The organism is Thermus aquaticus (assembly GCF_001280255.1).
Lineage (GTDB): Bacteria > Deinococcota > Deinococci > Deinococcales > Thermaceae > Thermus > Thermus aquaticus.
The window spans coordinates 1,579,258-1,596,279 of record NZ_LHCI01000106.1; the positions used below are offsets into that span (position 1 = coordinate 1,579,258).

Sequence of the window (17,022 nt, forward strand, 5' to 3'; positions counted from 1 at the left end):
CGGGCCATCCCCACGTGCGTGGGGACTACTCCACCCGGGGCACGCCCCTGGACTACGGCAACGGGCCATCCCCACGTGCGTGGGGACTACCTCCGCCGCAGCACGGGAAGAGCACGCTTCTCCGGGCCATCCCCACGTGCGTGGGGACTACTCCTGGAGTTCGGCCAGTTGCTTCCTGAACTCCGGGCCATCCCCACGTGCGTGGGGACTACCACCAAAATCCTGCGCATCTTCCACCTCCTACAGGGCCATCCCCACGTGCGTGGGGACTACGGAGATTTAGCGGGCCTGAGTGGCGAGCCCCCCGGGCCATCCCCACGTGCGTGGGGACTACACTTGACCAGGACGGCAAAAATACCCTCTCGCCCCCCGTTATGTGTCTTTCCGGGAGATAGTGCAGGTAAGCTTGTCAAGCTCCACAGCCTCGAGGCGTAGGTCTGAGGAAAGAAGAGGCTACCTCTAGCCTAGCATGGTCAGGCTTGGCACGGCAACCCTGGAAGCCGGCTTTAACAGTCCCGCGAGCCTTCAAGAGCCTAAGAGGGCGGTGGTCCGGGCTCTGAAGGACTTCTGAAGGAGTGGAGTTGCAAGTCTGAGGGGAGTGCACTTAAGCTTTTTCCATGGGACAGGAGGCCAAGAGCGCCCGACTGCTTGCGCTGGCCGACCTCCTGAAGCTCCGGCCCTACCGGGTGACGGAGCTCGCGCGGCGCTTCGGCGTGAGCGAGCGCACCGTGGAGCGGGACCTCGAGGCCCTCAAAGCCCTCGGCCAGCCTGTGGAGCGCCTCCGCCGGGGAGTCTACGTTATCCGGGACCTTCCCCCTCCCCTCCACCCCATAGAGGCCCTGGCCCTCTTCGCTGCCGGGAGGCTCATCTACCACCAGGCCCCGACCCGCCAGTACCGCAGCGCCCTGGAGAAGCTCGCCCGCGCCCTGCCCCAACCGCTTCGGGAACTCCTTCTGAAGAGCGCAGAGGGTCTGGAGGCCCGAAACGGGGATAGCCGCACCTTGGAGCTCGTGGCCCGGGCCCTTCTGGAGCGAAGGGTGTTGGCCTTTGAGTACCGCTCGGGCGGCTCCAAAAACTGGCGGCCCAAGGAGCTTCTGGTCTACTTCCTGGAAGCGAACCGCACCAACCTCGGCCTCTACGCCATCGGCTACGAGCGGTCCTTCCACAAGGCGGTCCACACCTTTAAGCTCTCCCGGATGCGCAACGCCCGCCTCCTGGACGAGACCTACGAGATCCCCCAGGACTTTGACCCTAGGACCTACCTGCGCCAGGCCTGGGGGGTGGTGGGGGTGCGGGAGAAGGGGGTGGAAGTGCGCCTCCGCTTCGCCCCTGAAGCGGCCTGGCGGGTTCTGGAGGGGGACTACCCGGGCCTCCACCTCGAGGCGGAGCTTCCCGACGGGAGCCTCCTCGCCCGCCTCGAGGCCGCTCCCTTCAAGGACGGGGTGCCCTACGAGGTGCTGGCCTGGATCCAAAGCTTCGGTCCCCGGGTGGAGGTGCTGAGCCCCCCGGAGCTCCGGCACCTCTGGCTAGAGGAAGCAAAGCGGCTCTTGGAGCTCTACGGAACCCGACATGAGGTGTCGGGAACCCCGCTTAAGGTGGGCGCATGAGCGCAGAAAAGGCAGCCCTAGCCCTGTGGGCTAAAAGCGGCGATCCCTTCCACCCCCTCCTCGCCCACATGCTGGACACGGCGGCGGTGGCCCAGGCGGTGCTCTTCCGCGAGCCTTTCCGGACCCTGGCCCTCTACGCGGAGGACTGGGGGCTTTCCGTGGAGGAGGCTGTGGCCTGGGTGGCCCTCCTCGTGGGCCTCCACGATCTGGGCAAGGCGAGCCCCGTCTTCCAGGCGGCCTGGGAGGAGGGGGCGAGGCGGGTGCAGGCGGCGGGCCTACCCCTGAAGGAGGGCCTGGAGTGGGTGGCCCACGGGGTCTTCACGGAGCTCCTCCTGAAGCGGCTCCTTAAGGAGAAGGGGCTCCCCGAGCGTGCGGCCAACGACCTCGCCGCCGCCCTCGGGGCCCACCACGGCTTCTTGGCAAGCCCCGAGGAGAAGAAAGCCGCCCGTCGCCAGCTCAAACAGGAAGACCCCCTTTGGTGGGAGGTCCGAAGTTGGCTTCTGGAGGAGCTGTTCCAAAAGCTTGGGGCCCGGCTCCCCGAGCTGGAAGGCGGGGAGGCCAGGCCCGAGGCCGTGCTTCGGGTCATGGCCCTGGCCTCCTTCGCCGACTGGGTGGCCTCGGACCCCGGTTTTTTCCCTTACGGACGGGACCCGCTTGCCCCGGATTACTACGGCGAGGCCCAAGACCTCGCCGCCGAGGCCCTGGAGCGGCTTGGCTGGAGGCCCTTCCACCTTCCCGAAAGGCGGGACTTCCAGGAGCTTTTCCCTTTTCCACCCAACCCTCTTCAGGCCACGCTTCCCCAGGTTCTGGGAAGCCCCAAGGAGCCCGTCTTGGTCTTGGTGGAGGCCCCCATGGGCATGGGGAAGACCGAGGCCGCCCTCTTCGCCCACCACCTTCTGCAACAGAGCCTTTACCACCGGGGGCTTTACGTGGGCCTGCCCACCCAGGCCACGGCCAACGGTCTCTTTCCCAGGGTCCAGGCTTTTTTAGAGCAGATCCTTGAAAAGCCCGAGGTCCAGCTCCAGCACGGCACCGCCCTCCTCAACCCCCGCTACGCCGAGCTCCTGGAGCGGGCCAACCCCGCCCAAGTGTGGGACGAGGGGGAAGAAGGGGGTGCCGTGGCCTCGGCCTGGTTTTCCGCCCGCAAGCGGGCCATGCTGGCCCCTAACGGGGTGGGCACCCTGGACCAGGCCCTGTTGGGGGTCCTGCGGGTCAAGCACCACTTCATCCGCCTTTGGGGCCTCATGAACCGGGTGGTGGTCCTGGACGAGGTCCACGCCTACGACGTTTACACCTCGGGGCTTCTCCTCTCGCTCCTCAGGTGGCTCAAGGCCCTGGGCTCCAGCGCCATCGTCATGACCGCCACACTGCCCCCCTCGAGGCGGCGGGAGCTCCTTTCGGCCTGGGCGGGTGGGGAGGTGACCCAGGACCTGGGGGCCTACCCCCGGGTGGTGGTGGTGGAGGGAGAAGCCGTGCGCTGCGCCTCCTTATCCCCCGCCCGGGAAGTGGAACTGGCCCTCGAGCGGGTCCCCGTGGGGGTGGAGGAGGTGGCAAAGGCCCTGAAGGAAGCCCTCCCCGGGGCCCTTGGGGCCATTGTGAACACCGTGGACCGGGCCCAGGCCCTCTACCAGGCCCTGGGGAAGGGGGAAGCGCTCACCCTGGAAGGGCTGGCGCGCCGCCTGGGAGGGGTTTCGGGCGGGAAGGCCTGGGAGGAGGTGCTTGGGACCTTGCCCGAGCGTGGGGGCGAGGTGGTGGGGAAGGTCCTGGACGATGGCACCCTGGTCTTCCTCCTCCACGCCCGCTTCCCCGCCGAGGAGCGGGCCCTCAGGGAAGGGGTCATCGTGGCCCTCTTCGGCAAGGAGGGGCCCAGGCCCGAACGGGCCATCCTGGTGGCCACCCAGGTGGCGGAGCAGAGCCTGGACCTGGACTTTGACCTCCTCTATACCGACCTGGCCCCTGTGGACCTGGTTTTCCAGCGGGCCGGCAGGCTTCACCGCCACGGGCGGTCCCGGCCTGAAAAACACGCCTTCCCCCGCCTCCTCTTGGGCGTGCCGGAGGGCCTAGACTTCGGCGAACCCCTTTACTGGGACGCCGTCTATGAAGATTTCGTTCTGCTGGCCACCTGGAGGGCCCTCGAGGGGCGGCTTTCCTTCCGGCTCCCCCAGGACCTGGAGCCCCTCCTGGAGGCGGTCTACGAGGAGGCGGTTCATCTAGGGGAAGGGGTCCCCAAAGAGGACCCCGGCGAGTTCCCCGCCGACCTTTTGGAGCGGGCCCGGAAGAGCCTGGAGAGCCTCAAAAAGCGCCGGGCCAAAGAGGCTGAGACCGCCAGGGCCCTCTCCCTGAGGGACCCAGCCCGCCTCCTGGCCTACTGGGACGAAGGCGCTTTGGTGGCCCAGGAGCGTCTCGAGGACGATGAGGAGAAGGCGGAGACCCAGCGCCTCCTCACCCGCCTGGGGGACCCCAGCGTGGCCGTGGTGCCCCTCTTCCGGGTGGGTGAGGGGCTTTTCCTGGACCGGGAGGGGCGGCGGAGGGCGCCCCTGAAGGGGGAGGTCTCCCGGGAGGAGGCCGAGGCCCTCTTCCGGCGGGCGGTGCGGCTTTCCCGCTACCCCATACCCCAAACCCTCCTCGGGCAGGACCCGCCCAGCCCCTGGAAAAGAAGCGGCCTCCTATGGGGCCTTAGGCCCTTAGAGGTGGGAAGCGTCTTCGCGCTAAAGAAAAGCGCCTTCCAAGTGGACCTGGACCCAGAGCTGGGTGTGGTCTACAAGGAGGTTTAAACCCGACAGGGGTTGTCGGGAAGAGGAGGTATAAAGGGAGGAGCATGAAGAAGTTTTCGCTTCTGGAGGAACCCTGGATCCCCGTGCTCAGGGAAGGGAGGGTGGAGGAGGTGGGGCTTAGAGAGGCCCTCCTCCAGGCCCACAACATTACCCGCATAGAAACCCCTTCGCCTCTGGAGGAGGCCGCCCTGCACCGCCTTCTCCTGGCGGTGCTCCACCGGGCCCTTATGGGCCCCCGCCGCCTGGAGGACGTCCTGGACTGGTGGCGGGCGGGCCGTTTCCCCGAGGGGCCCCTGACGAACTACCTGGACCGCTTTGCTGACAGGTTCTTCCTCTTCCACCCCAAGACCCCCTTCTTTCAGGTGGCGGACCTCCCGGAGGAGAACGCCCTCCCCTGGAGCAAGCTCCTCCCCGAGCTCGCAAGCGGCAACAACCCCACCCTCTTTGACCACACCACCGAGGAAAACGTCCCCAAAGTCGCCTACGCCCAGGCCGCCCGGGCGCTCCTGGTGCACCAGACCTTTGCCCTCGGTGGGCTTCTCCGCCGCTTTGGGGTGGCCTCGGCCAAGGACGCCCCTGTGGCCCGCCCCGCCCTTTTCCTGCCCACCGGGGGGAACCTCCTGGAAACCCTGCTCCTCAACCTTGTGCCCTACACCCCGGAGGAGGACGCCCCCATCTGGGAGGTGCCTCCTTTGAGGCTCGCCGACCTCGAGGGCGGCAGGACCAAATGGCCCATTGCCGGCCGGACCCGGGTCTACACCTGGCCCACCCGGGGGGTGCGCCTCCTGGACGAGGGGGGCGGGGTGCGCTTCATGGGGTACGGCCCCGGGGTGGAGCCCCTAGAGGCCACTTACCGGGACCCCATGGTGGCCCAGCGCCTAGATAGCAGAGGCAACCTGGCGGCCCTTCGCCTTTCCGAGGACAGGAGTTTCTGGCGGGACTTCTCCGCCATGCTCCCCAGGCAGGGGGGCAAAGTGGCCGCCACCGTGGAGCACGCCGAGAACCTACAGGGAGAGCTCGAGGATGGGGGCGAAGAGGCCAGGGTGGCCTTGAGGGTGTTGGGCCAGGTCTCGGACCAGGCCAAGGTCCTGGACGTGCGCCGGGAGGTCTACCCTCTGCCGCCCGGTCTTCTATGCCCGGAGGCGGAGGGGAAGCTGGAGAAGGCCCTGAAGGATGCCGAGGAGCTGGGGCGGGGTTTACAGGGCTTGGCCCTCCAAGTGGCCCGGGCGGTGGTGGGCGAGCGGGACCGCAAGGAGCTCACCGACTTCGCCCGCTCCCTCCCCCTGGGGCGGCTTTACTGGCACGCTCTGGACGGCGCCTTCCCTGGCTTTCTCGCCCGTGTGGGGGAAGGGGAGGCGCTTGGGCTATGGCAGGAGGCCCTTAAGAGGGCCGCTCTGGAAGCCTGGGCGGCCACCCGCCTTTTCCTGGGCACCGAGGCCAGGCACCTCAAGGCCGTGGCCGAGGGGGAGCGGGTTCTTGGGCGCCTTCTGGGTGAGCTGAAGGAGGTGGTGAAGTGAGCCAAGGAGAGCGGTTTCTGGAGTGGCTGGAGGCCTTGAAGGGAAAAAGGGCCTGGACACCGGCGCGGGCGGCCCTGAGGCGGAGCCTGGCCTTTCCCCCGGGGGCCTACCCCAAGGCCATGCCCTACGTGGAGCCCTTTGTCAGGGAGGAGGGCTGGAAGCGGGAGGCCCACTACCTGGTGGCGGCCCTCTACGCCCTTAAAGACGGTGCCCACCAGAAGGGGCGCACCCTGGCCCGGGCCTTAAGGGAGAAAGCCCAGGAGTCCGATAGCGTGGAGAAGCGTTTCCTGGCGCTTTTGGACGCTGACCGGGACCAGATCGCCTTCCGCCTGCGCCAGGCGGTGGGGCTTGTTGGGGAGGGGCTGGACTTCGCCCGGCTTTTGGATGACCTCCTCGGTTGGTTTTCCCCAGAGCGGCGGGTCCAGGCTCGCTGGGCCAGGGAGTTTTACGGAACCGAGGCCTCGGAGGAAGAGAAGGAGAAGGAGGTGGAGGCATGAAGCTTTTGGAAGTGCACATCCTGCAGACGGTGGCTCCCAGCAACCTGAACCGGGACGACACGGGAAGCCCCAAGGACGCCCTCTTTGGGGGCTTCCGCCGGGCCAGGATCTCTAGCCAGGCCCAGAAGCGGGCGGTGCGGGTGGCCTTCAAGGACTGGCCCCTCCTTTCCGAGGAGGAGCGGGCGGTGCGGACCAAGCGGCTTGTGGAGGAGCTTCTCCGCAGGCTTGAGGACGTGAAGGAGGAGCTTGCCCGCCGAGCCGTGGAAAACGCCTTGAATGCCCTGGGCTTTGGGGTGAAGGAGGGGCGGACGGAGTACCTGTTTTTCCTAGGCAACCGTGAGCTGGACGCTTTGGCCCAGGGCATCCGGGAGAACCTCGAGGCCCTCTCCGGGGAGGTGAAGGGCAAGAAAAAGGCGGAGGTCCCTGACGAGCTCAAAAAGGCCCTGGAGCGGGTCCTGGACGGGGGTAAGGCCGTGGACCTGGCCCTTTTTGGCCGGATGCTGGCGGACCGGCCCGAGCTCGGGAAGGACGCCGCAGCCCAGGTAGCCCACGCCCTCTCCACCCACAAGGTGGACCGGGAGTTTGACTTTTACACCGCCGTGGACGACCTGAACCCCAAGGAGGAGACCGGGGCGGGGATGATGGGGGACGTGGAGTTTTACTCCGCTACCCTCTACCGCTACGCCGTGGTGGACCTGGAAAAGCTCCTGGAAAACCTCCAGGGGGACAAGGAGCTGGCCCTCAAGGGGGCCCTGGCCTTCCTCGAGGCCTTCGCCCTCACCCTGCCCTCGGGCAAGCAGAACAGCTTCGCCGCCCACAACCCGCCCCTCTTCGTGGCCTTTCGGGCCGGGGAGGGGATGCCCCGGAACCTGGCCACGGCCTTTGAGCGGCCCATCCGGCCCAGGGAAGACGCGCCCCTTTCCCGCCTTTCGGCGGAGGCCCTGATGGAGGAGTGGGCCAGGTTTGACCGGGTGTATGGGCCCTTGAGCCCCGAGTGGAAGGGGGCCCTGGACCTCACGGAAGCGCAGGGGGACGGGCTTCCCCGGTTAGGGGACCTGAAGGCCCTCAAGGAGAAGGTGGCGGAGGCCGTGAGGGCGCTTCTGGAGGTGTAGCGTGGCTACCCTCCTCCTTAGGCTCCAAGGCCCCCTGCAGTCCTGGGGCACCCGGAGCCGCTTTGACCACCGGGACACCTGGCCCTACCCCACGAAAAGCGGGGTAGTGGGCCTTCTGGCCGCTGCCTTGGGCCGGGACCGGAGGGAGGACATCTCCGACCTGGCCGCCCTCCGCATGGGGGTGCGGGTGGACCGGAAGGGGGTGCTCCGGGTGGACTACCAGACGGCTCAGGGCGTCCTCGCCGCCGACCTCAAGGCCAAGCGGGACGTGCAGAGCTGGCGGTACTTCCTCTCCGACGCCGCCTTCCTGGTGGGCCTCGAGGGGGACGGGGGGTTCCTTCGCGAGCTCCATAGCGCCCTGAAGCGCCCCCGCTTCCCCCTTTACTTGGGCCGCAAGGGCTACGTGCCAAGCCCCCCGCCCTACCTGCCCGACGGCTTCCTCGAGGCCCCCTTGGTGGAGGCCCTGAAGGCCTACCCCTACCTGGGGAGGGGAAGGCCTCAGGGGGAACTTCTCCTGGTCCTGGAAGCCGGGGAGGGCCGCCTGGTCTACGACCAGCCCTCGGGGCCCTTTAGCGAGCGCCGCTTCGCCGCCCGGTATGTGCGGGAGGAGGTGCTTCCCCAAGAAGCGGTTCCGGAAGGCCCCCCAAGGTGGGAGGTGGCCCATGTGGGTTAGCAAGCTGGTGCTAAACCCGGCCTCCAAGGCGGCCCGACGGGACCTGGCCAACCCCTACGAGATGCACCGCACCCTCTCCAAGGCGGTGTCCGAGGCCCTTAAGGAAGGAAGGGAGCGGCTTCTTTGGCGCCTGGAGCCCACCCGGGGCCTGGAGCCTCCCGTGGTCCTGGTGCAGACCCTCACCGAGCCCGACTGGAGCGTGCTGGAGGAGGGGTACGCCGAGGTCTTCCCCCCGAAGCCCTTTGAGCCAGCCCTCCACCCTGGACAGCGCCTCCGCTTCCGCCTGCGGGCCAACCCCGCCAAGCGCCTTGCGGCCACGGGGAAGCGGGTGGCCTTGAAGACCCCGGCGGAGAAGGTCGCCTGGCTGGAGAGGCGGCTTCTGGAGGGAGGTTTCCGCCTTCTTGAGGGGGAGCAGGGACCCCTGGTCCGCATCCTTCAGGACACCTTTCTAGAAGCCCGCCGCGGCAAAGGGGAAGGGGGCGAGGGGAGGCTTCTCCAGGTCCAAGCGGTGCTCTTTGAGGGGCGCCTCGAGGTGGTGGACCCGGGGAAGGCGCAGGCCACCCTGAAGCAGGGCATAGGCCCCGGCAAGGCCCTCGGCCTCGGCCTCCTCTCCCTCGCTCCCTAGGAGGGCCCATGCCCCCCGTGCCCAGCGCCAGGAACCTCAAGGAGCTTCCCAAGTTCCGGGATGGCCTCTCCTACCTCTACGTGGAGCACGCCGTGGTGGAGCGGGAGGCGGGAGGCATCGGCATCTACGACCAAGAAGGCCTCACCCTGGCCCCGGTGGCGGGCCTAGGGGTCCTCTTCCTGGGCCCCGGCACCCGCATCACCCACGCCGCCATCCGCCTCCTCGCGGAAAACGGCTGCACCGTGGCCTGGGTGGGGGAGGGCATGGCCCGCTTCTACGCCCAGGGCCTGGGAGACACCCGGAGCGCCGTCCGGCTCTACCGGCAGGCCCGGGCCTGGGCCGAACCGGCCCTGCACCTCCAGGTGGTGATGCGGCTTTACCGCATGCGCTTCCCCGAGCCCCTGCCCGAGGGCCTGACCCTGGAGCAGGTGCGGGGCCTCGAGGGGGTGCGGGTGCGGGAGACGTACGCCCGCTGGAGCCGGGAGACGGGCGTGCCCTGGCACGGCCGGAGCTACGACCGGGGCAACTGGCGGGCGGCGGACCCCGTGAACCGGGCCCTCTCCGCCGGGGCCGCTTACCTCTACGGCCTCGCCCACGCCGCCATCGTCTCCATGGGCTTTAGCCCTGCCCTGGGCTTCATCCACACCGGGAAGCTCCTCTCCTTTGTCTACGACATCGCCGATCTCTACAAGGCGGATTACCTCGTCCCGGCCGCTTTCCGCACCGTGGCGGAGTCCGAGGAGGGGGTGGAGCGTAGGGTGCGCCGGATGCTGCGGGAGGCCATTCAGGAGGGAAGGCTTTTGGAGCGTATGGCCGAGGACCTCCTGGAGCTTTTCCGGGGCTTGGGCCTTCCCGGGGACGAGGACCTGGTGGAAGAGGACCCAACCCGTCCTGGGGGCCTTTGGGACCTCGAGGGGGAGGTGGAGGGCGGGGTGGCCTATGGTGGTGATGATCCTGGAGAAGGTTCCGAAGAGCCTTAGGGGGGACCTCACCCGCTTCCTGGTGGAGGTGGACACCGGGGTCTTCGTGGGTCGGGTTAGCGCCACGGTGCGGGAACTCCTCTGGGAGCGGGCCGTGGAGAAGGCCGAGGGCGGCAGGGTGGCCCTCGCCTACCGTACCAACAACGAGCAGGGCTTCGCCTTGCGGCTTCACGGCTACCCGGATCGCTTCCTGCGGGACTTTGATGGTATAGTGTTGGTGGGCGTTCGGAACGCCGAGGCGGCGCGGAAGGCGGAGAAGTTGTCCAGGCAAGTTGAGAGGTACAAAAAGCGCCTCGCCAAGGCTTCCGAAGGGGATCTTGAAAACCAAAAACCGTAATCATTCCCTAAAAGACACATAACGGGGGGTGAAGCGGCATTTTTGCCGTCCTGGTCAAGTGTAGTCCCCACGCACGTGGGGATGGCCCGGTCTTCTGTAGTTTTGGGGCCCGTGTCTAAGAGTAGTCCCCACGCACGTGGGGATGGCCCGTGGCCTATAATGTGGCTAATGTGGAGGTGGCCGTAGTCCCCACGCACGTGGGGATGGCCCGGTGCGGAACCCTAAGGGCGAATGGCCCTCCAGTAGTCCCCACGCACGTGGGGATGGCCCGGCAGGGATCAGCCGTGTTGATCGTCACTCACAGTAGTCCCCACGCACGTGGGGATGGCCCGAGCTGGAGCCAGGGGAGTATGTGGGGCAGATGTAGTCCCCACGCACGTGGGGATGGCCCGCTCTTCTTGGTCAGGCAGGACCTCGTAGTCAGTAGTCCCCACGCACGTGGGGATGGCCCGTAACCAAGGGCGTGGTCCAGGCTATGGCCGGGGTAGTCCCCACGCACGTGGGGATGGCCCGGGCTACCGGGAGGAGCTAGAAAAACTCCTGAACGTAGTCCCCACGCACGTGGGGATGGCCCGAACCCGAACTCACTGAGGAGGTGCTAGATGGGTAGTCCCCACGCACGTGGGGATGGCCCGGAGACATATATACACACTCGAGCGGCCATATAGTAGTCCCCACGCACGTGGGGATGGCCCGGCCGACTCCAGGATGCAGGCGGCGGCGTTGGCGTAGTCCCCACGCACGTGGGGATGGCCCGGATTACGCCGCCCTGCTCACCTCGCCGAACCTGGTAGTCCCCACGCACGTGGGGATGGCCCGGCAACCCGACAACGCCTGTCGGGAACCCGGGCGTAGTCCCCACGCACGTGGGGATGGCCCGAATAGGGGCCTCCTCCTCAAGGAGGGCCTTGACGTAGTCCCCACGCACGTGGGGATGGCCCGGACGAGTGGGGGCTCCTGGAGTGATGCCTACGGGTAGTCCCCACGCACGTGGGGATGGCCCGATCGGCTTCTGGGCCCGCCAGACGGGCAAATCCGTAGTCCCCACGCACGTGGGGATGGCCCGAGGTAGGCCGTTATGTCTCCAAAACGTCCTCCGTAGTCCCCACGCACGTGGGGATGGCCCGGCCACATATGGACGGGTGGGCACCAGGGCCGCGTAGTCCCCACGCACGTGGGGATGGACCGTTTCGCGGGGTTTTTAGCGGGGTGCGCAGGGGGTAGTCCCCACGCACGTGGGGATGGACCGGAGGGCCAGGGGTGCCCGAGGGGCGAGACCACCCGGCCGTGGTAGCCCTCGCCCTGACCGCCTGGGCTAGGTGGGAGCTGTGGCGGGCCTACCAAGCTTGAGGTAAGATGAGGGCACGATGGCTAAGGGCCTGGTCTTCAAGTCCAAGAAGGCGGCGGAAGTCTTCAGGATCGTCCAGTCTATGCCTCCCCTTACGGATGAGGATGCCAGGAAGATGGTGGAGGCCATAGAGCGAGTAACCGGACGCCGCCACCCTTTGCGCAAGGTTAGGCGCAAGAATGAGGCCGCCGAAGCGCCTTCTTCTTGACACCAACTTCTTCATTGCCCTCCGGCGCGGCGAGCCGGAGGCTTATCGTTTTCTTGCTAGGCTAAGCGAGGAGCAACTGGTAACTTCGGCCATCGTTCAGGTTGAGTACGCCACCGGAGAGTTTGTTGTTGACCCAAGGCGGGAAAGAAGTGTGGAGGCCATGTTCGCGCGGTTTGCCGTCTTGCCCTTTGAGGGCAAGGTGGCTAGGAAGGCCATGCGGGAAGCGGCGAAGCTGAACCTGCCGAAGCTTCCCAACCCCCACAAGAAGCTGTTTGACCTAATGATTGCGACGACCGCTTGGGCGCACAACCGCACGTTGCTTACCGAAAACATCGGCGACTTCGCCGCCTTCGCCTGGGTAAAGGTAGCAAACTGGCGGGACTATGGGCGGTAGATAGGCCCGCCGGCTCCTCATCGTGGGCAAGTCGGGGTCGGGGAAGGGCGCCATGGCCTGGGAGGTCATCTGGCGTGGGCCCCACGCGCGTGGGGTGAGCGCTGGAAGTTTTGAGGGGCGCAAGTCCTCCATCTTCGCGAAAGGTACATTTCGCGCATGTATAATGCCCCCATGGCTGGGCCGACCACCCAGGGTGTTATCTGGAAAACCATCGGCGTTAAAAAGCCCGAGAAGGCCCTTCTGCCCCTGGCCCCTTATGCCGAATACCTTCTTTTGGAGCGGGGCTACTCGCCCCGGGGGGTGCGCCGCTACCTCCAGGACCTGGTCCTCTGGTTCCGCTTCCTCGAGGCCCGCGCCCTCCCGCCAGGCCCCGAGGCGGTGCGGGCCATCCTCCTGGAGGAGCGCTGGGCCCCCAGGCGGGTCCAGGGCTTCCTGGCGGCCCTGAGGAGCTACTACCGCTACCTGGCCCAGGTGCGGGGCGAGGCCGTGGCGGACCCTACCGAGGGCATTGGGCGGCCCAAGGCCGGAAGGCGGCTTCCCCTGCACCCGGCCCCCGAGGAGCTCTTGCGCTTCCTCGAGGCCCTGGCCCAGGAAAAGGAGGCCCGGCTCCTCACCGCCCTTGCCCGCTTCCTCTACGGCACGGGCCTCCGCATCTCCGAGGCCCTTTCCCTGAAGGGCAAGAACATCGTCCAGGAAGGCGGGCGCCCCGTGGCCGTGCGGGTGGTGGGTAAGGGCAACAAGGAACGGCTGGTACCCCTTTCCCGGACCGCTCAGAGCGCGCTCTTGGAGCTGGGCCCACCCCAGGGAAATGTGAATGTATTCACTTTTGCCCAGGGGCGGTGCCGGGGCCGGGTGCCCTCGGCCCGGTACGTGGAGGCCAAGTTCCGTGAAGCCGCCCTTAGGGCGGGCCTAGACCCCAGGCGCTTCACCCCCCACAAGCTCCGCCACGCCTACGCCACGCTCCTGGTGGAAAGGGGCGTCCAGCTGGACGCCGTCAAGGACCTCCTGGGCCACGAGTCTATCGCCACCACCCAGATCTACCTCCACGCCTCCCGGGAAAGGCTTAAGGAGGCGGCCTCCCGGCTCCCCGACCTTTAGTGCTACCATAGGGCTATGGCCGATGCCCCGGCGCGGGAAGAAGGCGCCTTCTGCCCCGTCTACGCCGCCCTCAACCTCCTGCAGGAGAAGTGGACCCTGCACATCATCCGGGCCCTTCTCGAGGGCCCCAAGGGGTTCAACGAGCTCTCCCGAGCCATCGGCGGGGTGAACCCGGCCACGCTCTCCCAGCGCCTGGACCACCTGGTGCGGCTGGGGCTCGTGGAGAAGACCGTGGAGTCCTACATGCCCCCCCGCACCCGCTACCGCCTCACCCCCTCGGGCGAGGAGCTGGAGGCGGTCATCCAGGCCGTGGACCGCTGGGCCCGCAAGCACCTGAAGGCCCCGGTGTCCTGAGGAGTTGCAAACGTTCAGTCCAGGCCCCCGGCCAGGTACTGCAAGTAGTTGCTGAGGCCCATCTGGTCCAGAAGCTCCCGCTGGGTCTCCAGCCAGTCCACGTGGGCCTCCTCGTCCTCGAGGATGGCCGCCACCATATCCCGGGTGCCGTTGTCCCCCAGGCTCTGGGCCAGGTTCATGGTCTCGTTGTAGCCCTTCACCGCCTGCAGTTCCCCCTCGTAGTCCTTGAAGAGGATCTCCTGCACGTTCTTCCCGATCTTGATCTCCCCGATGCGGCTCACCTCGGGAAAGCCCTCCAGGAAGAGGATCCTTTCAATGTGCTTCTCGGCGTGGCGCATCTCGGTGATGGCGTGGGCCTTCAGGTGCTTGGCCAGGGCCTTGAAGCCCCAGTTCTCCGCCATCTCGGCGTGGACCATGTACTGCAAAATGGCGGCCAGCTCCTCGGAAAGCCGCTCCTGCAAGCTCTGGATCACCTCGGGGTGCCCTTTCATGGTGGACCTCCTCCCCCATCCTACCCCTTAGGCCGGGGCCGCGCCGATGGTCCGCCCCCCGTCCACGAAGAGGACCTGGCCGGTGATGAAGCTGGACTCGTCGGAAACCAGAAAGAGCGCGGCGTAGGCCACCTCCAGAGGCTTCCCGGTCCGGCCCAGGGGCGTGGCGGCGATGGCCTTTTCCCGCACCTTCTCCGGCACCTTCTCCGTCATCCGGGTCTCAATGAAGCCGGGGGCCAGGGCGTTCACCCGGATGCCGTAGCGCCCCAGTTCCAGGGCCAGCGTGCGGGTGAGCCCCACGACCCCCGCCTTGGAGGCGCTGTAGTTGGCCTGCCCCAGGTTGCCCAGGTAGACCCGGCTCGCGGTGAGGACGATGCTCCCCGGGTTCCTCTCCCGCATGGCCTCGCTGGCGGCCTTGGCCACCAGGAAGCTTCCGGTGAGGTTCACCTTGAGCACCAGCTCCCAGTCCTCCAGGGGCATCTTCCAGTGGAAGTTGTCCCGGGTGATGCCGGCGTAGTGGACCACGCCGTCCAGGCGGCCTAAAGCCTTCAGGGCCTCGGCGAAGCCCCGCTCTACGGAGGCGGGGTCCGCCACGTCCATGGCCACGGGGATGGCCCCGGTGGCCTGGGAGGCGGCCTCGAGGCCCTCCCGGTCCAGGTCGCAGGCCACAAGCCTCGCCCCCTCCCGGGCGAAGAGCTCCAGGGTGGCCCGGCCGATGCCGTGGGCCGCCCCGGTGATGAGAACGTTCTTCCCCTCCAGCCTGCCCATCAGGCGCCTCCTTCCCTTCTTTTCACCATGGTGACGAACTCCCCCTCCTGCACCACTTCGCCCTTCTGGTTCAGGACCCGCACCTTCTGCACCAGGATGCCCCGGTCGGGCCTCGAGGTCTCCCGCTTCTCCAGAATCTCCGTCTCCCCGTGGACCGTGTCGCCGATGAAGACGGGCTTCAGGAAGCGGTAGTTCCTGATCTCCAGCCAGGCGATGAGGGTCCCCTCAAAATGGCCCGAGCGCTGCCTGAGGCCCGTCAGCATGGAGAGGACCAGGAGGCCGTGGGCGATGCGGGCCCCGAAGGGGGTGGAGCGGGCGAACTCGGCGTCGGTGTGGATGGGGTTAAAGTCCCCGGAGACCCCGGCGAAGTGGACGATGTCGGCCTCGGTGACGGTGCGGGCGGGGGTGGTGAAGCGCTGGCCTACCTGAAAGTCCTCAAAGTATAAGGGCATGGCGCACCTCCTCAAGCAAAGGCCCTGATCCCCGTCAGGTGGGCCCCGATGACCAGCTTCTGGATCTCGCTCGTCCCCTCGTAGAGGGTGAGGATGCGGGCATCCCGATAAAGCCTCGCCACCTCGTACTCCTCAAAGAAGCCGTACCCGCCGTGGACCTGGATGGCCCGGTAGGCCACCCGGTTGGCGGCCTCGGAAGCGAAGAGCTTGGCCATGCTGGCCTCGAGGGTGTACCGTTCCCCGGAGAGCTTCTTGGCCACCGCCTGGTAGGTGAGGAGGCGGCTGGCCTCCAGGTCCAGCTTCATCTCCGCCAGCTTCTCCTGGATGAGCTGGAAGCTGGCGATGGGCCTGCCAAACTGCCGCCTCTCCTTGGCGTAGGCCAAGGAGAGGTCCAGGGCCCTCTGCATGAGGCCCACGGCTCCGGCCGCCAGGGAGATGCGGCCCGTGTCTAGCGTGGACAGGGCGATCTTAAACCCCTCCCCTTCCTGGCCCAGGAGCCGGTCCCTGGGAATCCGCACCCCATCCAGGAAGACCATCCCGGTGTCCGCAGCCCTCAGGCCCAGCTTCCCCTTGAGGGGGGTGGTCCTCACCCCATCCTGGCGCTCCACGAGAAAGGCGCTGATGCCCTTGCTGCCTTGGTCAGGGTCCGTCTTGGCGAAGACGATGAAGACCTCGGCCACGTTGGCGTGGGAGATGAAGGTCTTCTGGCCCTCGAGGACGTAAAAATCCCCGTCGCGGTAGGCCCTGGTCTTTAGGCTCCCGGCGTCCGAGCCGGCTTCCGGCTCGGTGAGGGCGTAAGCCCCCAGGACCTCGCCCCGGGCCAGCCTGGGCACATAGCGCTCTTTCTGCGCCTCGGTGCCATAGGCCAGGAGAGGGGTGAGAACCAGGCTCTGCTGCACGGAGAGGACAGAGCGCAAGGAGGCGTACCCCCCCATCTCCTCCAGGAGGGCGATGTAGGCCCAGAAGTCCAGCCCCGCCCCACCCAACTCCTCGGGGACGAAGACCCCAAGGAAGCCGAGCCTCGCCATCCCCTCCACAAGGGGCCAGGGAAAGGCCTCCTCCTCTTCGTAGGCCCTAAGCGCCCCGCCCTGCTCGGAAAGAAACCTCCGGGCAAGCTCCCGGATCTCCTTGTGCTCAGGCACCTTCACGCTCCAACCCCCTTAGGATCAGGTCGTAGTAGCCCCGGGCCACCTCCTCGGCCCGCATGGGGCCGCCAGGCCGGAACCAGCGGATCATCCAGTTAAGCATGGAGAGGACTGCCCGCCCCGCCAGGGCCACGTCCACCGGGCGAAAGACCCCCGCCTCTATCCCCCGCCTCAGGATGGTACGGAGGTTGGCCTCGTGCCGGTCGCGCAGGACCACGGTCTTCTCCCGTTTCTCGGGGGAAAGGCTTTTGATGCCCTGGAGCATGGTGACGAAAAAGGCGTGGTTTTCCTCAAAAAAGCGGGCGTGCCCCTCCATGAAGTGCAGGAGGGCCAGGGAGGGATGGGGCTCGCTCAGGGCCTTCTCCCCTTCCCGGATGAGGCCCTCGAGGGCCAGGAGGCTGATCTCGTAGAGCACCTCCTCCTTGCTGCGGAAGTGGTGGTAGAGGGCCGCTTTGGAGAGCCCGGTGGCCTGGGCGATGTCCTGAACGCTGGTGGTCTCGTAGCCCTTCTCGGTGAAGAGTTTGGCGGCTTCCTCCAGGATGCGGGTGCGGGTGGTGGCGATCATAGTCTACCGACCGGTTGGTAAAGGTACTCTACCCTGGCTGGGGGAGGTTGTCAAGCCTCAGGGTGATCTATTTGTGT

At 67.2% G+C, this 17,022-nt stretch carries 18 protein-coding genes and 2 CRISPR repeat arrays (1 of these 20 only partly in view); of the genes, 13 read left to right on the plus strand and 5 right to left on the minus strand.

Features of this window, described 5'->3' with window-relative positions; all coding sequences use genetic code 11:
• Window positions 1–334: a CRISPR direct-repeat array (repeat unit 29 nt; unit sequence CGGGCCATCCCCACGTGCGTGGGGACTAC) (it extends 1,219 nt beyond the left edge of the window).
• A 283-nt stretch (window positions 335–617) separates the two neighbouring features.
• From BVI061214_RS09455 to BVI061214_RS09510, 13 genes are all read left to right on the plus strand, one after another.
• Window positions 618–1,607 (plus strand): helix-turn-helix transcriptional regulator, encoded by a 990-nt coding sequence (locus BVI061214_RS09455; protein WP_053768175.1) that lies wholly within the window; start codon window positions 618–620, stop codon window positions 1,605–1,607.
• Window positions 1,604–4,381: a CRISPR-associated helicase/endonuclease Cas3 gene (locus BVI061214_RS09460; RefSeq protein WP_053768176.1), complete on the plus strand. Its 2,778-nt coding sequence runs from the start codon at window positions 1,604–1,606 to the stop codon at window positions 4,379–4,381. Before BVI061214_RS09455 ends, BVI061214_RS09460 begins: the two co-directional genes overlap by 4 nt.
• A gap of 44 nt (window positions 4,382–4,425) precedes the next feature.
• Complete coding sequence (gene casA, locus BVI061214_RS09465; RefSeq protein ID WP_053768177.1) at window positions 4,426–5,898, plus strand: type I-E CRISPR-associated protein Cse1/CasA; 1,473 nt, start codon at window positions 4,426–4,428, stop codon at window positions 5,896–5,898.
• Window positions 5,895–6,395 (plus strand): type I-E CRISPR-associated protein Cse2/CasB, encoded by a 501-nt coding sequence (gene casB, locus BVI061214_RS09470; protein WP_053768178.1) that lies wholly within the window; start codon window positions 5,895–5,897, stop codon window positions 6,393–6,395. The genes casA and casB overlap by 4 nt, the downstream gene beginning before the upstream one ends.
• Window positions 6,392–7,507 carry a type I-E CRISPR-associated protein Cas7/Cse4/CasC gene (gene cas7e / locus BVI061214_RS09475; RefSeq protein WP_053768179.1) on the plus strand — a complete coding sequence of 372 codons (1,116 nt, stop codon included), beginning with the start codon at window positions 6,392–6,394 and terminating at the stop codon, window positions 7,505–7,507. Before casB ends, cas7e begins: the two co-directional genes overlap by 4 nt.
• Window position 7,508: 1 nt before the next feature.
• Entirely contained in the window at window positions 7,509–8,180 is a 672-nt protein-coding gene (gene cas5e / locus BVI061214_RS09480) for a type I-E CRISPR-associated protein Cas5/CasD (protein ID WP_053768180.1), read from the plus strand.
• Complete coding sequence (gene cas6e / locus BVI061214_RS09485) at window positions 8,170–8,805, plus strand: type I-E CRISPR-associated protein Cas6/Cse3/CasE (RefSeq protein ID WP_053768181.1); 636 nt, start codon at window positions 8,170–8,172, stop codon at window positions 8,803–8,805. The genes cas5e and cas6e overlap by 11 nt, the downstream gene beginning before the upstream one ends.
• Before the next feature lie 8 nt (window positions 8,806–8,813).
• Complete coding sequence (gene cas1e, locus BVI061214_RS09490) at window positions 8,814–9,785, plus strand: type I-E CRISPR-associated endonuclease Cas1e (RefSeq protein WP_053768182.1); 972 nt, start codon at window positions 8,814–8,816, stop codon at window positions 9,783–9,785.
• Entirely contained in the window at window positions 9,745–10,122 is a 378-nt protein-coding gene (gene cas2e / locus BVI061214_RS09495; protein ID WP_053768183.1) for a type I-E CRISPR-associated endoribonuclease Cas2e, read from the plus strand. The genes cas1e and cas2e overlap by 41 nt, the downstream gene beginning before the upstream one ends.
• A gap of 60 nt (window positions 10,123–10,182) precedes the next feature.
• Window positions 10,183–11,371: direct repeats of the CRISPR family, unit length 29 nt; unit sequence GTAGTCCCCACGCACGTGGGGATGGCCCG.
• A 118-nt stretch (window positions 11,372–11,489) separates the two neighbouring features.
• A complete protein-coding gene (locus BVI061214_RS12970) occupies window positions 11,490–11,678 on the plus strand; it encodes a hypothetical protein (RefSeq protein ID WP_156303252.1) in 189 nt (62 codons plus the stop codon).
• Window positions 11,650–12,072 carry a type II toxin-antitoxin system VapC family toxin gene (locus BVI061214_RS09500; protein ID WP_053768184.1) on the plus strand — a complete coding sequence of 141 codons (423 nt, stop codon included), beginning with the start codon at window positions 11,650–11,652 and terminating at the stop codon, window positions 12,070–12,072. The genes BVI061214_RS12970 and BVI061214_RS09500 overlap by 29 nt, the downstream gene beginning before the upstream one ends.
• A gap of 156 nt (window positions 12,073–12,228) precedes the next feature.
• Window positions 12,229–13,170 (plus strand): tyrosine-type recombinase/integrase, encoded by a 942-nt coding sequence (locus BVI061214_RS09505; protein WP_053768185.1) that lies wholly within the window; start codon window positions 12,229–12,231, stop codon window positions 13,168–13,170.
• Between the two features lie 15 nt (window positions 13,171–13,185).
• The gene (locus tag BVI061214_RS09510; RefSeq protein WP_053768186.1) at window positions 13,186–13,524 is read left to right on the plus strand and encodes a winged helix-turn-helix transcriptional regulator; all 339 of its coding nucleotides are present in this window, start codon (window positions 13,186–13,188) and stop codon (window positions 13,522–13,524) included.
• Window positions 13,525–13,538: 14 nt separating this feature from the next.
• On the opposite strand, the gene bfr is transcribed toward BVI061214_RS09510, so the two are convergent.
• From bfr to BVI061214_RS09535, 5 genes are read right to left on the minus strand one after another with little or no spacing between them, the layout of a single operon-like run.
• Window positions 13,539–14,015 carry a bacterioferritin gene (bfr, locus tag BVI061214_RS09515; protein ID WP_003045435.1) on the minus strand — a complete coding sequence of 159 codons (477 nt, stop codon included), beginning with the start codon at window positions 14,013–14,015 and terminating at the stop codon, window positions 13,539–13,541.
• Between the two features lie 27 nt (window positions 14,016–14,042).
• On the minus strand, window positions 14,043–14,783 hold the full coding sequence (locus BVI061214_RS09520; protein ID WP_003045433.1) for an SDR family oxidoreductase: 741 nt from the start codon (window positions 14,781–14,783) through the stop codon (window positions 14,043–14,045).
• Window positions 14,783–15,235: a MaoC family dehydratase gene (locus BVI061214_RS09525; RefSeq protein ID WP_053768187.1), complete on the minus strand. Its 453-nt coding sequence runs from the start codon at window positions 15,233–15,235 to the stop codon at window positions 14,783–14,785. Before BVI061214_RS09525 ends, BVI061214_RS09520 begins: the two co-directional genes overlap by 1 nt.
• An 11-nt stretch (window positions 15,236–15,246) precedes the next feature.
• Complete coding sequence (locus BVI061214_RS09530) at window positions 15,247–16,383, minus strand: acyl-CoA dehydrogenase family protein (protein ID WP_053768188.1); 1,137 nt, start codon at window positions 16,381–16,383, stop codon at window positions 15,247–15,249.
• Window positions 16,370–16,945 carry a TetR/AcrR family transcriptional regulator gene (locus BVI061214_RS09535; protein WP_053768189.1) on the minus strand — a complete coding sequence of 192 codons (576 nt, stop codon included), beginning with the start codon at window positions 16,943–16,945 and terminating at the stop codon, window positions 16,370–16,372. Before BVI061214_RS09535 ends, BVI061214_RS09530 begins: the two co-directional genes overlap by 14 nt.
• Between the last annotated feature and the right edge of the window lie 77 nt (window positions 16,946–17,022).

Coding starts and splice junctions, on each gene's coding strand:
- BVI061214_RS09510 (WP_053768186.1), top strand. CDS start 13,186: ATGGCCGATGCCCCGGCGCGGGAAGAAGGCGCCTTCTGCCCCGTCTAC.
- BVI061214_RS09460 (WP_053768176.1), top strand. CDS start 1,604: ATGAGCGCAGAAAAGGCAGCCCTAGCCCTGTGGGCTAAAAGCGGCGAT.
- BVI061214_RS09455 (WP_053768175.1), top strand. CDS start 618: ATGGGACAGGAGGCCAAGAGCGCCCGACTGCTTGCGCTGGCCGACCTC.
- BVI061214_RS09500 (WP_053768184.1), top strand. CDS start 11,650: ATGAGGCCGCCGAAGCGCCTTCTTCTTGACACCAACTTCTTCATTGCC.
- bfr (WP_003045435.1), bottom strand. CDS start 14,015: ATGAAAGGGCACCCCGAGGTGATCCAGAGCTTGCAGGAGCGGCTTTCC.
- BVI061214_RS09535 (WP_053768189.1), bottom strand. CDS start 16,945: ATGATCGCCACCACCCGCACCCGCATCCTGGAGGAAGCCGCCAAACTC.
- cas7e (WP_053768179.1), top strand. CDS start 6,392: ATGAAGCTTTTGGAAGTGCACATCCTGCAGACGGTGGCTCCCAGCAAC.
- cas1e (WP_053768182.1), top strand. CDS start 8,814: ATGCCCCCCGTGCCCAGCGCCAGGAACCTCAAGGAGCTTCCCAAGTTC.
- BVI061214_RS12970 (WP_156303252.1), top strand. CDS start 11,490: ATGGCTAAGGGCCTGGTCTTCAAGTCCAAGAAGGCGGCGGAAGTCTTC.
- BVI061214_RS09505 (WP_053768185.1), top strand. CDS start 12,229: ATGTATAATGCCCCCATGGCTGGGCCGACCACCCAGGGTGTTATCTGG.
- cas2e (WP_053768183.1), top strand. CDS start 9,745: ATGGTGGTGATGATCCTGGAGAAGGTTCCGAAGAGCCTTAGGGGGGAC.
- cas6e (WP_053768181.1), top strand. CDS start 8,170: ATGTGGGTTAGCAAGCTGGTGCTAAACCCGGCCTCCAAGGCGGCCCGA.
- BVI061214_RS09520 (WP_003045433.1), bottom strand. CDS start 14,783: ATGGGCAGGCTGGAGGGGAAGAACGTTCTCATCACCGGGGCGGCCCAC.
- BVI061214_RS09525 (WP_053768187.1), bottom strand. CDS start 15,235: ATGCCCTTATACTTTGAGGACTTTCAGGTAGGCCAGCGCTTCACCACC.
- casA (WP_053768177.1), top strand. CDS start 4,426: ATGAAGAAGTTTTCGCTTCTGGAGGAACCCTGGATCCCCGTGCTCAGG.